The following is a 14,537-nucleotide window of genomic DNA, read 5'->3' as shown; positions in this document are numbered from 1 at the left end:
GGCCTGATCGAGTCAACTCGATCAGGTGATGCGAGTGGTGCCCGGAGCCGCGGCGTTGGCGGTTTGGGGTTGACCCGTTTTGACGGACAGGGTCGATGAGTGTGGTCAGGCTACCTGGTCTGCCGGGTGGTGTCGGGTTGCTTCGTAGGCGGCGGGGCTGAGGTAGCCGAGGCTGGAGTGCAGGCGGCGGGTGTTGAACCAGCCCTCGATGTATTCGAAGATCGCCTTGTGGGCCATGGTTCTGGTGGGCCAGGGCTGTCGGTCGAGCAGTTCGGTTTTGATGGTGGCGAAGAACGATTCGGCGACGGCGTTGTCCCAGCATTGGCCTTTGCAGCCGATCGACAATCGGACGCCCAGGTCGTCGGCGAGGGTGGCGAGCCGGGCGGAGGTGTATTGGCAGCCCCTGTCGGCGTGGAAGATCACTCCGGGTTCGGGGCGCCGCTGTCGGACGGCGTTGTCCAGGGCCCGGGCGACGAGGTCGGTGCGCAGGTGGTCGGCGGTGGCCCAGCCGACCACGCGGCGTGAGGCGATGTCGATGACGGTGGCCAGGTAGAGCCATCCTTCCCAGGTGTGGACGTAGGTGATGTCGCCGCACCACCGGGTGTCGACATCCTTTGCGGCGCAGGAGAAATCACGTCGGATCAGGTCCGTCGGGACGGTCGCGGCGGGGTCGGGGACGGTGGTGGTGCGCCACCGCCTCGGTGCACGTCCCGCACGTCCGGCCTGCCGTAGGAGCCGGGCGACGCGTTTGCAGGAATGCCGGTGCCCCTGGGTCCGCAACTCGCGTGCACCCTGGGCGCGCTGTAGGTGCCCTTGGACTCGTCGTGGATCGCGACGACCCGAGCGGCCAGGTCGGCGTCCTGTCGTGCGCGGGCGGTGGGCGCGGCGGTGCGGTGGGCGTAGTAGGCGGACCGGGAGACCTTCAGCAGCGTGCACGCCCGATGGACGTTGCCGCCGCCCGCTCGCTCCGCCTCGATGAACGGATAGACGTTCACCGGATCTCCTTGGCGAAGAAAGCCGTGGCGCGCTTGAGGATCTCCACGTCCTCGGTCAGACGGCGGTTCTCCCGCCGCAGCCTCGCGAGCTCCTCCCGCTCGTCGGTGGTCAACCCGTCGCTCCGGGTGCCGGCGTCGCGTTCGGCCTGCACGACCCACTGCCGCACTGCGGTCTCGGTCAGGTCGAAGTCCTTCGCGACCTGACCCACCGAGCGGTCACCCCGCGAGCACAGCTCCACGATCTCGGCCTTGAACTCCGGGGTGAACGACCGCCGGGGCCGCCGCTTCTTCCTGCCCATGGGCTCCATGATGGGACATCCCTCCGGGGACACGCGTCCCCTGATCTCAGATGTCCGTCAAAACGGGTCAAGCTCAGTTTGCCGGTCGAGCACGGCGAACGGGAGTCGCTGTGGGACGAAGTGCACGCCTGCGCCGGCACAGCCCGGACAGGTTGATCGGGCTTCTCCGTGTCACCGGGCAGGAAGAGCGGTCTGAGTGGCTGCGCATGTGTGGCATGGCATTCGACGGGGCTCGATCGCGTCCTTTGAGCTGTCGTGACCGCGTTCCTGCGCCCTGGACTTCGTGACGTTGGTGGTGCCGCAGACCCACACCGCCATCGAGCCATCGGTTCGACCCGAATTCCATCTGCAGAAGGACTCCGGTCGATCACAATGCCGGATATCGGACTGTGCTCACGAGCGCTCGCCCTGGCGCGCCCGACCTGATTGGTTCGCGACTCGACAGGAAACAGTGTGCGTCTGCGATAATCAATGCCGATCGGGAGGGTGGGTGGTCGCGCGACCACCGCTGTCGGCAGTTTCACCTTTCTCGCCTGATGAAATCTCCGATCTGACCGGAACCTTATGGCAGTGTGATTTATGTCGCATGGTCAGGTTCGGGTTTGGGCTTGATCTTCCGGTCAGTGAAAAATTGTGCGCGATACACCGTCGATCGGCCGTGAAACCGAGGGGGTGTGCCGCATGGGGGCCGGTTTTCGGCAGGTGAAAACTTGGCGAGCCGCAATCTGGTCGGGCTACCCTCGGCGGCGCACCTGGCGTCGATCTTTCTTCGGGGGGCATCGTGGGCGGCGACCCAAGGACTGCGACTCGGTCTCTCATCTCGCCTGGTACCGGTTTCTCCGGTATCGATGATGCCGTTGTCGACGCACTCAACTACCCGACGGTACTGCCTGGGCGACAGCGCCGCCAGATGCGCAAGGTCGACCTGGGTGACCTATATTCACGCATCAACAGTGCTGCGATCAGCTTCGGTGCATGCCTGGTCGACGATCGCGGGCGCATCGCGGGGCGCCATGTGCTCAGATCGTTGGACTGGTCCGCCGATACGGGTCTGGGCAGTTCGGTCGGGGCGAACTATGTGGTTCTGAAGCCGGTGCCGGACGGTCGTCTGGCAATCGACAGTCAATTTCGGATCCGACTGCCCGCAAGCCTGCTACACTATTGCGACTTGTCGAACGGAAGCCTGGCATTTCTGGTGGGCATACCGGAGCACAACATGCTCATCGTGCACCCGCCTGTCAATGTCGAAGAGATGGTACGCGAGTTCCACGAAGGACAACTCAAGCGCACGCTCGGCATCCAGGCGGGCGGGTCGAGCCGTGGGTGACGACGTCGCAATGGCGTTGATGCTTCTCGGAAAATTGGGTGTGTCGCCGGAACAGCTTATCGGGCGAGACGGTGTCCGGTCACCGCTTCCCACCTTCGCGGCATTTATTCCCAGGGTTGCCGGTGCGGTGCCGGAGGGGACGCGCAAACTTTATTCGACCTACTGGAACAAGATGTTGGCGGTGTGGGCGGACCGCAGGATCGACGAAATCGAGCCCACCGACGTCAATTGGCTGATCGAACACGCGAAGGCCACGGTGGTTCAGCGGCGTTCCGGTCGAGGAGGGCACAGCGCCGCCGAGCATGCGTTCGAGGCGTTGCGGTGCCTGTACCGGCATGCGGTCGGCAACCGGCTCATCGACCCATGGAGGGTGCCCACCGAGCACGTGAGAAAGCCCAAGCGCGTGAAGTCGAACCGTCGGGCCTTGGACGCCGGTCTCGTCGAGGAGATCGTGGAGGTCGCGTCGTTGACCGGAAACGATCCCAAACTTGATGCGTTGCTGCTGCGGTTCCACATTGAGACAGCGGCGCGGCGTGGCGGTGCGTTGGCGCTGCGGCTTCGGGATCTTGATCCGGTGCAGTGTCTTGTGCAGTTGCGGGAGAAGGGCAACGTCCATCGTTGGCAACCGGTGTCGCCGACGTTGATGTCGCACTTGCAGCGGCACGCGTACACACGCGGTGCCCGTGATCCGGGGAGCGCCGTGTTTCGCTACGTGGATGGACAGCCGTTGACCGACCGGCGGTACGACCACCTGTGGTCGCGTCTCGGCGAGCACATCGAGTCGGTTCGGACGCAGGGCATCACCATGCACTGGTTGCGGCACACCACGTTGACCTGGGTGGAGCGCAGCTTCGGCTATGCGGTGGCGCGGGCGTACGCGGGCCACGCGACGGCCTCGACGAACAGGTACGGGGTGACCGCCACGTACGTACGCGCGTCGGTCAACGAGGTGGCCGAGGCGCTGTCGGCATTGACGGGTGAACCGCATCCGCTCGCTGACGGGACAGACGCGTAGCCCAGGAGAGGGACTTCACCCAAGGCCGGGTAGGTCGTCGCGACGTGCGTTATAGCGGGAGAGACTGATCTTTTCGTTTCGGGGTGAGGTCATGGTGGGGTGGTGATGAGTCCGGTTTGTGCGATGAACCCGTTGAGCAGGTCGGGCCGGTATTGCAGGCGTTTGAGACGGGTGCGGACCGCTGCGGCCAGGCCGTCGATGGTGAACGGGGCGAGGTTGGCCAGGCTGCGTTTGAGGTGCGCCCACACGCCCTCGGCCGGGTTCAACTCGGGGGCGTAGGACGGTAACCGGAACACCGTCAACCAGGTCCGCTTGTCGATCAGTGCGCGCATGGCCGCGTCGACGTGGTGCACGTGGCTGTCCCACACCAGCACGATGTTCCCGCCGAGTTGCCGGTGGGCGGCGTCGAGCAGGGCGGCGAAGTCCGCTTCGCGGAAGCCCTTCTTCTCGCCCGTGCGGCCGCGGTGGACCATCATCCGGTAGATCAGGCGGATGCGGTGGCCGGGTTTGCGGCAGACCGGACCGGCCAGGGACAGGCGCGCCTTGCCCGCGGTGCGCACCCGCAACACCGGCGTCCGGCCACGCCGGGCCCAGGTGCGCGCCCGCGGTGGCCGCAGCAGCTGCCCGGACTCGTCGGCGAAACACAACCACGCGTCCCGGGCTTTCACTCTTTTCCCACTTCAGGCCAGGTCGTGCGTGTCCAGGTGGCCACCCGGTGCTCGTCGCGTTCGGCCGACCGGTGCGCGGGAAGCTGCGGGGTGAAGCCCATCTGTCGCAGGATGCGCCAGGTCTGGGCGGGGCTGAACCGGACGTGGAAGCGTCGGGCGATCACCAGCGCGACCCGGGCCAGGGTCCAGCCCCGCTCCTCGTCCCAGCCGTGCGCCGCCGGGCCCTTGTCCAGCTCGGCGGCCGGCCAGTCCCGCCACTGCGGCCGCATCCGCGACCGCCGCCCGCACAGCCCTTTCGAGCACAGCGCCTCCACCCCGCCGGCCCGCCAGCGGGCGTGCCAGGCATAGGCGGACTTGCGCGAGACCCGTAACAGCCTCGCGACCTGCGGCGGGCCGATGTCCTGGGCGAACAGCTCGGCGGCCTCGAACCGGACCTGCTCACGCCGGGCCCGCTGCTTCGCGGTCAGACCACCACCATCGGGATAGCGCATGCCACCGGCATACACCCGCAGGCAAGACCCACCATCACCCCGAAACGCAAAGATCAGTAGCCGATGCATGGACGACGAGGACCTCCTGCCGTACGGCGTATCGGCGCGGTTGCAGACGTTGACCGTTGTCTTCACGCTTGTCGCTGTCACCGATGTTCTGCTCGCAGTGTGGGCTGCGGTGCTGTGGCCTGTCATCCCGGCGGTTGGTTTCGGGGTGTTTGCCGTCGTCTTGGAAAATTGTGCCGGTGCAGCTCGTCGCTTGGGTGGCCCGCACCAGCGGTGCGGGCCACCCAAGGTCGGGCATGGCGGGCTCGGGCGGAGGTCGTGCGCGCCCGCTGAGTGCCGCGGTGCCTGTGAGGGCGTGTCAGCGTTGCAGGACGATCGTGCCCGCAGGGACCTCGGCCAGGGCGTGGCGTAGCTCCCCGGGGGTGGTGATGCAGTGCTGGCTGTCGAGCTGGCCCAGCGGTGAGTTCGGCGGCAGGCCGGGCACGCTGGTGGCGCCGAGCAGGCTGGTGCAGATGCGGTCGCCGGTGATGACCAAGGGAAGCCAGATACGGGCGAGCCAGCCGGTTCCCGTGGTGCGGGCCGTGACCGCGACGAACGTGCGTGCTTGACTCCCCGCGGGTGTGTGGGCGGTCGGTGGTGTGCCGCCGATCGCGATGCGGCCGAGCTGGGCGGACACTGTCACGCTGCCCGAGGCGTGGTCGATGTCGATTCGGTGGCCGGTCCGGGATAGGCGCAGCGTGTCGTTGAGGTGGATCCAGCCGGTGGGGGCGATGCCACCGTCGAGTGGGCGGGTGGGCAGTAGCACACGCACCCAGCCGGGATGGCGTTCGATGATCGGCACCCAGGTCCGGGTGAACACCTGCCGGACCGGTAGGCGCGCGAAGGGCTGCCCACCGGGTGCGTCGTACACCGCGGTGTCGGCGGTCGGGTGCAGTACGTCGGTGCCGGGGTCGCCGGCGGGGTTGGGATCGGCGGGGGAGTGCGGGAGGTCCTGGCCGACCACGGCAAGCGGCAGCCGATCGAGTTCATCCGGGTTGAGCGGCTGTGGAGGGATCGTGGCCGGGTCCGGTGCGGCGGTGCTCGTGGCAGGTGTGGAGGTGGTGGGGGCCGTGTCGACCAGTGCCGTCGCCGTCGCGGTGACCACGGTGTGCTCGGTCGACGACGAGGAGGGGAGGTCCTGGTGGCGCAGCAGCACGACCGGGACCGACAAGGCGACGACGGCGCCAGTCAGCCGAACGATCGGGTGGCGGGCGACGGCAGTCATCCGCCCTGGCGTGGCGGCTGACCGCGGCAGGGGCCCCGTGGTGTTTCCCGGTGTGTCGGCTGTGTCGATGGGGACGTCGATCGTGTCGACGGTGACGTCCCCGGACAGCGTGTGGATGTGGGCGGGTGGTTCGGTCACGGCGCAGCCGAGGTGATCTTGTCGGCGACGGTGCGGGCGATCGACCTCTGCCCCTTCGCCGAAGTCCTCGACCACCGCGGCGGCGGCCTGACACGGATCGCGGGTGGCCAGCGGCAGCGCGGGTTCGGCGCGGCCGGGGCCGTGTCGCGGCGGGTCGCGCCACAGTGGGGCGAGCTGGGTGACGTAGTCGCGGGCCATGTCGCAGACCGGCCGCACCGGGGCGTCGCGGTCGTCGGGGTTGACGTCGAGAACGATCGCGTAGGCGTCATCCAGAGGACGGGCCACTTCGCAGGAGGACAGTGGAGGGCCTTGCTCCTTGACGTAGACGTCGAGGCCGCCGATCTGCTCGGATGCCGCTTCGCGGCGCAACACGGTGTCGTACTCCTGCGCCACCCGCAGGTACAACGTCCAGCTGGAGTCGAACTCGCTCTTGTGGAGCCTGAGGGCGCAGGTGTCGAGGCCATCGTCGGAAGGCATCAGCTCGTCGCCCTTGCTGCCCTCCCCGGACGCCTGCTCGGCCGCCGCGGGGTCGTGCAGGCCGCAAGGCGTCGATGTCGCGGTAGCGAGCGTACGCCGCGGGCCGCAGGTCCTCCGGAATGGAGGACGCGATCCCCGCCTGTCCGGACGGGGGCGGCTTCGGCGTCGAGGTGGTGGTCGACTGATCGGATGGTGACCCGGTGCACGCCACCGCCGCGAGCGCCACAGCGCACAGCGGCAGGGCGGCCCGGAAGAAGCCGCGCAACATGGATGTCCTTACTGGTTGGGAAAAGCGCGACAGACGGTCAGCGCTTGAGGTGGTCGGTGGGATCCGCGCCCGGCACGCCGGGCATTGGCATCGGGTGTGGCCGCGGCCGGTTCCGGTCGGTGGTGTCCGGACCTGTGGGCCGGGCGGACCCGGTGAGCAGCTCCCGCTGGGAGGCAGGCGAGGAGGGATCGCGAAGCGGCCTGCCGGCGTCGGCGGGCGCGGGTGTCGTGCTGAACCGGCTGGTCCGGCGCAGCAGAACTGCGATGGTTGGTCCGAGCGCGCCGGCCAGTAGCAGCGATCCCAGGCCCACCGTCCCGTCGACGACGGCCGCGACCGGCCCCAGGGCGAGCCACCCCGCGAGCAGGCAGCCGGTGTCGGCGACGACGCGGATCACCGCCGGGCGCAGCCACGGGCGGCGACGGTGCAGCTCCAGCATCAGGCCGTCACGCGGCAGTGCGCCCATCTCGGCACCGAGGTACAGGGCGATGCCCAGCGCGAACACCACGCCGCCGACCGGCAGCAGCACCAACCGCCATGCCAGGACAGGTTCGGGCAGCAACGCCAACGTCGTATCGCACACGACCGCGGGCACCGTCGCGGCCACGATCGTTCCCACGCCGGGACGTATCCGCAGCGGCAGGTAGGTCAATAGCAGGACAGCCTGGACGGCGATGAACGCGCCGCCCATCGTCCACCCGGTGTGCCGGCTGATCGCGGCGTGGAGCACGTCCAGCGGCAGCAGGCCCAGCCGCGCGCGTACCAACAGCGCGATGCCCGCTCCCATGAGCACGGTTCCCGCGACCAGACGAACCAACCGGGCGCTGCGCGCGACGAGAACCCGATCGGCCGCAGTCATGCGTGCCCTCGCACGGTCGAGCCCCACCCGACGACCGCCGGATGCGGGTCGACCGCGCATCGAGCGGACCAACAACTCGGTTCGGGAGCCGTAGTACACATAGCCGTCCCCTTCGGATTTCATCGTATGAAACGTCGACAAGCGAGGGGGACGCCGGTCGTGCGCTCGACACGATAACCGACACCAAGCAGATTGGGAATTATTCCACTGGTCGAAACCCGGCTGCGGAGTCGGGCGCGACCATGCTTCCGCTCGGTGAAATCCATGCTTCCGTGTCGTGAAAAGTTTCATTAAAAGAAAGGTGTCGACCTGTCAGTGGTGAGCTGTAACCACAGGTAGAAGGCGTTTTTTGCTTGTTTTGCGTTTTTCTCGTGACGTGACGCGTGGGTCTGTGTCATCGTTTTGTCGGCAGCGGTGCTCGTTGTTGCCGGTGAATCCGAAGGGTGCTGACGTCATCTGTGTGATGCGTTCTCGTCACGGGACGCCTCCGCGGGGTGACCTGCATGTGCCCGGTAGATGGATCGCTCGTGGACTGCCAGGGGGACGGCTGTCGCACGAAGGGGATGGGCAATGCGGTCGAACGCTGCCTGCCGGTGGGTGGATGACAGGGGGAAAACCAGTGGAGACACGTCGAGCGCGGTGGCGGCACACCGTGGAAGGGCAGCTGCTGGTGCTACTCGGGCACCGGTCCGACCCGGTGCCGCAGGCGCTCACCGACCGCCTGATCGGAGACGGGACGCGGCAAACCCTGACTGCGGACGCCGCCGACGACCTGCTGCTGCTGGAGGCGGCGCTGCGACAGGAGTCGGCCGAGGCGGTGCAACGCCTCGACTCCGCGCAGCAACGCATCACCACGACACGGTCCGCACCGCAGCCTGATGGCGGCCTGCTGGAGCAGGCGGTGGCCGACCACACCCAGGCCGTGCGGGACCTGGAACACGCGCGGGCCCTGATCGAGGATCTCCGCGAGTTCGTGATCGGTCTCGACCCGCCAGCCGGCGCACTGCGGGCGGCGGCCGAGGGGTGGCGCCGCTCGCCGGACGTTCCCGCCCAGGTGGTCACCTTCGACGACGAGACCACGTTCCTCGCCCTCGACCCGCGGCGGGCCACGACCACCGGACTGGGCGTGTTCGCCCTGGACGGCGTCGAGGAGTGGGGCTGGGCCTGGCGTCGCGACGGCGACGACGACGACCTGTCCGCCGCCCTGCAACCGGATCGGTGCGGCCAGTGGGTCCTGGGCTACCTGCCCACCACCCGCGAGATCTACGCCGTCCTGCGCGGAGCCGGACTGCCGACGAGGATCTGGCTGCTCGGCCGGGACTTCGCGCCCGAGACCGCCCACGCCGTCCTCGACGACCTGGCACCGCGGATGGGACAACCGAACAGCCTCATCACGGCCGCGGGAACCATCCACTCGGCGTCGCTGTGGCGGTCCCGGGAGCCGACGGTCCCGCTGTCGGAGTCGATGTTCTGGGACGTGCACGCTCCGGTCGACGAAGGCGACCTGCGATGAGGCGTCCTCGGCGCACCTGTGCCGTGCTGGGAGTGTCGAGCGGCCTGGTGGTCGCGGTCGCCTGTGCGACCCGACAGGCGCAGGACAATGTCCTGCCAGGGTCCGTGCGGCCAGAGCACTCCGAGGCCCGGGTGACGACCTCGGTGGTGGTCCCGCCGCCGCAGGCTCGCGGATCGGTGGTCACCGTGGCCGGACGTGTCGAGTGGGCCGGTCGTCAGCCCGGGTGCGTGGTGCTGGAGCTGCCCAGCGGGCAGCGTTTCCAACTCACGGGCACAGCCGCCGATGACGGCGAGCGCCAGGCACGCGCCGGTACCCGCCCTGTAAGGCAGGACATCGAGGCCACCGGCCACATCCCGCCCATGGGCGCCACCTCCTGCGGCCCGGTACGCCCCTTCTGGGCACACAGCCTGACCTCAAGCCAACGCTAAACCTGTTTCACGGCAACAACTTCACCTCCGCCGGGTGCCGGTCTGCGCACCACGCGCCCCGCCCGGCGACAACCACAGACCACCGGCTCGTCACGCGGGTCGGAGTCTCACCGCCGGCTGGCAGGTGAGCACAGGACTGCCGGTCACTCCCGACCGGCGGGGTGTGCCGCGCCGCCGCCCAGGGCCCACATCCCCCCCTGGGGGCGCGGCGAGCGGCGCGGCACACCATCCCCATCGAAAGCAAAGGAAACCGATGACACGTACGTTCATCACGCGCCTGCTCGGCATCGTCGGCCTGGCGTTCGGGCTGACGATGGCCGTCACCACCGGAAGCGCCTCGGCGCAGATCGCCATGGGCGGCCCCTACGGACCCACCGGTGAGGTCGGCTCGCAGTCCCAGATCCAGACCCGACCCGGTGGCGTCTTCCAGGCGCCCTACTCGGCACCCGGTTCGCAGATCCAGAACAGCACCAACGCGAGTTCGCAGATCCAGTCCGGTCCGCAGGCTGGCGGGGTGAGCCCGCAGGATGTGTCCGCCGCGGCGTCGTGCGGCTTTTTCACCGACCCGAGCGACCACTACTACGCCAAGTACAACCACTGTGGCTGGGCGTCGAGCATCAAGATCAGGGTGAGCTTCTGGTACGGCTGGAGCACGCGCGACATCTGGGTGGGCCGCTACGTCACCAACCTCTCCACCCACTGGCAGCTCCAGGGCGCGGGAATGATCACCAACGCCTGGTGCATCCAGAACTGCTGATGCACCGCCTTGGTCTCGTTCGCTTAGAAGCGACAGGACGTGCGTGCACCGCCGTCGTCGGGGGCGTCCGGCGCACCACCTCCACTCCCTCCCATCCAACCGTCGACTTATCACCGAGGAGGTGATTAGCGTGCGTCACGACAGGACGAGCGAACCCGGGAACGCGGCCACATGCCGCATCCGGGGAATCGTTCTCGGCGGGCTCGCGCTGTCCGTCCTGACCGTGGCCACGTTCACTCTCACCGTCGCCGAGGACCGGGGACACGGCGAATCCGTCCCCGGCCCTTCGGCCGGCCGGTACACCGTGCGGGCCGTCGACGAGCCGGTCGGCGATGTGGCTTCACCGCAGCCCCGATCGGTATCCGAAGAGCAACTCGCCGAGCTACCGCAAGCCGATACGTTCACCGAAGTCATAGGCGCACCACTCGATTCGGCTCCCGAGCGGGTGCCGGACGGCACGGTGGCGCACCCCACACGCACCATCGCAGGGTACGAGTCACCGGGCGGCGAACCCGTCGTCACGGTGCCCAGCACGCAGCCACTGGGCATCGAACCGGCGCGCACCCGCGTCGACACCTGGCTGCCGGTGCTGGAGCGACGACCGGGCTGGATTCAGGTCGCCCTGCCGTCACGGCCCAACAACAGCGTGGCCTGGCTGCACCTGGGAACGGAGATCACGCTCGCCACGACGCCCTATGTGATCACCGTTGACCGGGATGCCTTCACGATGACGTTGCACCGACACAGCCACGAGATCGGTCGGTGGACGGTCGGAATCGGTGGCAGCAACTCGGTCACCCCCACAGGTCGCACGTTCGTGATCGCCGCAGTCCACAACCCCACCGCTACCTACACCCCGGTGCTGTTGGCCGTAGGTGCGCACTCCGAGACCTACACCACGTACGGGGGAGGGCCGGGCACCGTCGGCATCCACGGCTGGCCCGACCCGACCGTCTTCGGCACGGCCGACTCCGATGGCTGCATCCGGGTCCCTGCTGACGCGCTACACACCCTGACCACCGCCTACAGCGGAAGTCCGGTGCCCGCAGGCACACCCGTGATGATCCGCTAGCCGTTCGCCGGGCCGGGCCATAGTTCCCGAAGTTCCACACCGACAAGGAGAAACGATGTCCACCACGAAGTCCGTCCGTCTCGCCTTGGCCGGCATGACCACCGGTGCGCTCATCGCCGGCACCGCCACCCTGCTGACCACCGGCGCATCCGCCGAAGCGGCGGGCGTGAGCATCCCACCGACCACCACCACGACAACGAAACCGACGACAACCCTCCCTCCGCAACCCACGACCACCACACCCAAGCCGACCACGACCACGCCGACCACCACGACGCCCCGCCCGACGAGCATCCCGTCAACGTCCCCACCGTCGACGACAGCGCCGGACAGTCCGGCACCGAGCAGCCCGCCGAGCGGATCGACCACGACAAGCGTGGTCGTCGTGCCGGCACCGGCACCGGCACCGGCGATCGTCGTCGCCCGGCACCCGGTCACAGGGTGACCGCCCCTGAGCGCATGGCCCGCCCTCACTTCCCAGGAGGGCGGGCCATGCCCCTACCACCAACACCGATCCCCAGGCAGGAGTCCCACCGTGTCCCGCGCCGACACCGACACGCACGCCAACACCGGACCCACCGCGGCCAAGGCCGCGATCGTCACAGACGAGTTGCTTGCCCGCACCGACCTCCTCGCCCGTGCCCTGCGGGTCGCAGGCCGCTTCACCGACACACTGTCCTGGTGGGTCGGATACGGCCTGCGGCGTACGCAGCGGATCCCCGACCAGGTGCACGCCCTCAACCCTGATGAGGCACTGCTGCTCGACCTGCCCGTCGGACAGGAGGTCGTGCGTCGCGATGGGTTCATGATCCCGGCCCTCGGCCACGACAACGAACCGTTGGCCGCAGTCACCTCGCTGGTCCACCTGCGCAGGCTGGGGCTGAGTGCGGCACAACGCGCGATCCTGCACCACGGTGCCACCCCGGTCGGGGTTCTCGCGGGGGACGCCGTGCGTGCCTGCCACTTCGTCACGGTGCTGGACACCGAGCCCGAACCCGAGCAGCCCGCGCTGCGGGTGCGGGCGACGCTGGTCAGCGGAGGCAGGCCCGCCGTGCTCACCGAGGAGACCGTGTACTGGCGAGCACTACTGGCCCGCCCGCCGCGGTCCGGACCGCAGACCGTGCCGGTCTTCGCCGCGCGGACAGGATGGTGAGCACGGTGGCCACCAACCTCGACGCGATGCCTGCACACCCACACGCTGCGCATCCCGGTACTGCAGGCCGCACGGGCGCGCCGATCGATGCTGTGGGCGACACGCCGAAACGAGCAGGTCGTCCTGTGGATGGCGCGGTCGCGGCCAGTCGCCGGACGCCGCAGCGGAGCTGAGCACGATGCGCGTGGAACACCTTGTCGTGGCACCTCTGCTCGCGGTCGACCGCAGCGTCGAGGCGATGCTGGAGCGGTGCTCCGACCGCACCGTGCTGGAACGGTGCGGCGGGGGTTCACCGGACGCCGCCCGCCTCTACCTCCGCACGCTGCTCGAGCGGCACCGACACACCACCGTGGCCGGGTGGCGGGAGCACCAGCTCGTCGGCGTGGCCACGGCCGTGCACGAAGACAACGGCAGCGAGCTGGCGGTCCTGGTCGAGGACACCTGGCAACGCCGAGGGATTGCCACCGCACTCCTAACTCGGCTGCTGGCCGACACCGCAGGGCCGTTTCCTCTGCGCGCGCAGGTGACCGTCGCCAACACCGCGGCCCTGGCCCTTCTGCGTCGCGTCGCTCCGACGGCGCGGCTCGACACGCTCGATGCCGGCGTGATCGAGGTCGAGTTCAACCACGCCCCCCATGACCACATGAGGAGGACGTCGTGGCAACCGACCGAACCAGAGCCAGGTCCAAGCCTGAGCGCATGATCACCCAGAACGCCTACCTCCGGCCGCACGGGATCTTCACCTTCTCCATCCCGGCGCTGGCCAGCAGGTTCGACGACGGCACGCCCTACGTCACCTGCCCGGCGGCAGGGATCTGCGCGGCGGCGTGCTACGCCCGCACCGGAACCTTCAGCTTTTCACAAGTGCTGGCCAAGCACCGACGCAACCTACGGCGCATCCTCGACCCAGAGCACTGAGGCTGACCTGGCATCGGAGCAAGTCGATGACCGATGACAAGCGTGACCGGGTGCGGCCGGCGGCATCGGACCGTGATTCCTACCTGGAGCGCTGCCTGCGCGTGCTCGAAGCCGTTGCTCTGCAACCGGCGCCGTCGACGCTGGCCCGGATTAGCCAACGCAGCGATCTGCCGTTGAGCACGGTCCACCGTCTCGTGCAGGTCCTGGAGGGCAGCGGCGTCGTGCAACGGGTTGGCCGCCGCTACCGGATCGGCGGGCGACTCGTTGCCATCACCGCCCACGGCACCCTCGAACGGCGCGACCAAAACCGGTAGTCGACCTCACCAGTTGGCCTATCAACACGTGGTACCGACCCGCTTGCCTCGGTAGACGCGGGAATCGGGTCCATGAATCCTGTGCGCTCGATTTTCGGCACATGAAAGGTGGTAACCGCAGACGGTCGGTAAGTCGCCCACGCCCCCACGGCTCGACGACTTGCCGACCGTCCGCTTTCCGACGGTGCACGACCCCGATCGCGCACCACCACCATCATCATGGCACGTCACCGGGTGCGACGCACTGTTTCGGGTGCGCGGGGCAAACTTTTCGATCAATGGAATCCGGATTTCCCGATCTGCGGGAAAAACTCCTGGTCGGCGCGAGGGGGTGGTTATCGTGCTGGTATCACGCCGCGCGTCCGGGTTGTAGCGACGTCATGATGCGGCGTTCACAGGGGGCTTTATGTGTGCTTTCTTCGCGAGGCTGTCGGCCGTCCGGAGGCCGGGCCATGGTCGGTGATCTGCTGTGGCGGCTGATAGCGGGCAAGAACCACCGCGAGGCCCGCGCCCGCTGGCGTGCTCGCCGCGCCCGCACGGCCGGACACACCAGCGGCACCGTGCCCGCCGTCAACGAC

15 protein-coding genes and 1 pseudogene are annotated in these 14,537 nt (G+C 68.5%); 10 read left to right on the top strand and 6 right to left on the bottom strand.

All coding sequences use genetic code 11. The annotated features are described in order from the left end of the window. Positions 1–105 precede the first annotated feature (105 nt). Together EKG83_RS27175 and EKG83_RS27170 are read right to left on the bottom strand one after the other, a co-directional pair. Positions 106–936 carry an IS3 family transposase gene (locus EKG83_RS27175; RefSeq protein ID WP_153278465.1) on the bottom strand — a complete coding sequence of 277 codons (831 nt, stop codon included), beginning with the start codon at positions 934–936 and terminating at the stop codon, positions 106–108. Between the two features lie 55 nt (positions 937–991). After that, a complete protein-coding gene (locus EKG83_RS27170; protein WP_170191977.1) occupies positions 992–1,294 on the bottom strand; it encodes a transposase in 303 nt (100 codons plus the stop codon). A gap of 910 nt (positions 1,295–2,204) precedes the next feature. On the opposite strand from EKG83_RS27170, the gene EKG83_RS27165 reads away from it, so the two are divergent. Further along, complete coding sequence (locus EKG83_RS27165; RefSeq protein WP_033435558.1) at positions 2,205–2,621, top strand: hypothetical protein; 417 nt, start codon at positions 2,205–2,207, stop codon at positions 2,619–2,621. Further along, on the top strand, positions 2,614–3,636 hold the full coding sequence (locus EKG83_RS27160) for a tyrosine-type recombinase/integrase (RefSeq protein ID WP_033435557.1): 1,023 nt from the start codon (positions 2,614–2,616) through the stop codon (positions 3,634–3,636). Before EKG83_RS27165 ends, EKG83_RS27160 begins: the two co-directional genes overlap by 8 nt. An 89-nt stretch (positions 3,637–3,725) precedes the next feature. Here EKG83_RS27160 and EKG83_RS27155 read toward each other — a convergent pair whose 3' ends face one another. From EKG83_RS27155 to EKG83_RS27140, 4 genes are all read right to left on the bottom strand, one after another. Beyond that, the gene (locus tag EKG83_RS27155) at positions 3,726–4,283 is read right to left on the bottom strand and encodes a transposase (protein WP_228122223.1); all 558 of its coding nucleotides are present in this window, start codon (positions 4,281–4,283) and stop codon (positions 3,726–3,728) included. A 17-nt stretch (positions 4,284–4,300) separates the two neighbouring features. Continuing rightward, entirely contained in the window at positions 4,301–4,795 is a 495-nt protein-coding gene (locus tag EKG83_RS27150; protein WP_153278463.1) for a winged helix-turn-helix domain-containing protein, read from the bottom strand. Positions 4,796–5,159: 364 nt separating this feature from the next. Beyond that, a complete protein-coding gene (locus tag EKG83_RS27145) occupies positions 5,160–6,680 on the bottom strand; it encodes a hypothetical protein (RefSeq protein ID WP_033435554.1) in 1,521 nt (506 codons plus the stop codon). A gap of 305 nt (positions 6,681–6,985) precedes the next feature. Further along, positions 6,986–7,927: a YczE/YyaS/YitT family protein gene (locus EKG83_RS27140; RefSeq protein ID WP_153278462.1), complete on the bottom strand. Its 942-nt coding sequence runs from the start codon at positions 7,925–7,927 to the stop codon at positions 6,986–6,988. 496 nt (positions 7,928–8,423) lie between these two features. Between EKG83_RS27140 and EKG83_RS27135 the strand changes: the two genes are divergently transcribed. The 8 genes and pseudogenes from EKG83_RS27135 to EKG83_RS27105 all read left to right on the top strand — a co-directional run bounded on the left by EKG83_RS27135 (position 8,424) and on the right by EKG83_RS27105 (position 13,959). Beyond that, on the top strand, positions 8,424–9,317 hold the full coding sequence (locus EKG83_RS27135) for a hypothetical protein (RefSeq protein ID WP_153278461.1): 894 nt from the start codon (positions 8,424–8,426) through the stop codon (positions 9,315–9,317). 681 nt (positions 9,318–9,998) lie between these two features. After that, on the top strand, positions 9,999–10,502 hold the full coding sequence (locus tag EKG83_RS27130) for a DUF6355 family natural product biosynthesis protein (protein WP_033435551.1): 504 nt from the start codon (positions 9,999–10,001) through the stop codon (positions 10,500–10,502). A 130-nt stretch (positions 10,503–10,632) separates the two neighbouring features. Then, complete coding sequence (locus EKG83_RS27125) at positions 10,633–11,574, top strand: L,D-transpeptidase (RefSeq protein WP_153278460.1); 942 nt, start codon at positions 10,633–10,635, stop codon at positions 11,572–11,574. Between the two features lie 55 nt (positions 11,575–11,629). Next, entirely contained in the window at positions 11,630–12,019 is a 390-nt protein-coding gene (locus EKG83_RS47070) for a hypothetical protein (RefSeq protein ID WP_194282938.1), read from the top strand. Positions 12,020–12,109: 90 nt separating this feature from the next. Continuing rightward, on the top strand, positions 12,110–12,727 hold the full coding sequence (locus EKG83_RS27120) for a hypothetical protein (protein WP_033435550.1): 618 nt from the start codon (positions 12,110–12,112) through the stop codon (positions 12,725–12,727). A 178-nt stretch (positions 12,728–12,905) separates the two neighbouring features. Continuing rightward, complete coding sequence (locus tag EKG83_RS27115; RefSeq protein ID WP_084717155.1) at positions 12,906–13,430, top strand: GNAT family N-acetyltransferase; 525 nt, start codon at positions 12,906–12,908, stop codon at positions 13,428–13,430. Continuing rightward, positions 13,427–13,633: pseudogene (locus EKG83_RS27110) on the top strand (GP88 family protein); the annotation flags it as partial. The gene EKG83_RS27115 and the pseudogene EKG83_RS27110, both read left to right, overlap by 4 nt. A gap of 38 nt (positions 13,634–13,671) precedes the next feature. Continuing rightward, the gene (locus EKG83_RS27105) at positions 13,672–13,959 is read left to right on the top strand and encodes a helix-turn-helix domain-containing protein (protein ID WP_033435547.1); all 288 of its coding nucleotides are present in this window, start codon (positions 13,672–13,674) and stop codon (positions 13,957–13,959) included. Positions 13,960–14,537 lie beyond the last annotated feature (578 nt).

The sequence above is a fragment of the Saccharothrix syringae genome (assembly GCF_009498035.1).
Classification (GTDB): Bacteria; Actinomycetota; Actinomycetes; order Mycobacteriales; family Pseudonocardiaceae; genus Actinosynnema; species Actinosynnema syringae.
The sequence above is the reverse complement of the archived record's forward strand: the minus strand, read 5'-3'. Positions and strand labels throughout refer to the sequence as shown.

What these genes read in the sequence shown, in the direction of transcription:
- EKG83_RS27170 (WP_170191977.1), bottom strand. Translation starts at nt 1,294, where the DNA reads ATGGGCAGGAAGAAGCGGCGGCCCCGGCGGTCGTTCACCCCGGAGTTC.
- EKG83_RS27165 (WP_033435558.1), top strand. Translation starts at nt 2,205, where the DNA reads ATGCGCAAGGTCGACCTGGGTGACCTATATTCACGCATCAACAGTGCT.
- EKG83_RS27150 (WP_153278463.1), bottom strand. Translation starts at nt 4,795, where the DNA reads ATGCGCTATCCCGATGGTGGTGGTCTGACCGCGAAGCAGCGGGCCCGG.
- EKG83_RS27145 (WP_033435554.1), bottom strand. Translation starts at nt 6,680, where the DNA reads ATGCCTTCCGACGATGGCCTCGACACCTGCGCCCTCAGGCTCCACAAG.
- EKG83_RS27140 (WP_153278462.1), bottom strand. Translation starts at nt 7,927, where the DNA reads ATGAAATCCGAAGGGGACGGCTATGTGTACTACGGCTCCCGAACCGAG.
- EKG83_RS27130 (WP_033435551.1), top strand. Translation starts at nt 9,999, where the DNA reads ATGACACGTACGTTCATCACGCGCCTGCTCGGCATCGTCGGCCTGGCG.
- EKG83_RS47070 (WP_194282938.1), top strand. Translation starts at nt 11,630, where the DNA reads ATGTCCACCACGAAGTCCGTCCGTCTCGCCTTGGCCGGCATGACCACC.
- EKG83_RS27115 (WP_084717155.1), top strand. Translation starts at nt 12,906, where the DNA reads ATGCGCGTGGAACACCTTGTCGTGGCACCTCTGCTCGCGGTCGACCGC.
- EKG83_RS27105 (WP_033435547.1), top strand. Translation starts at nt 13,672, where the DNA reads ATGACCGATGACAAGCGTGACCGGGTGCGGCCGGCGGCATCGGACCGT.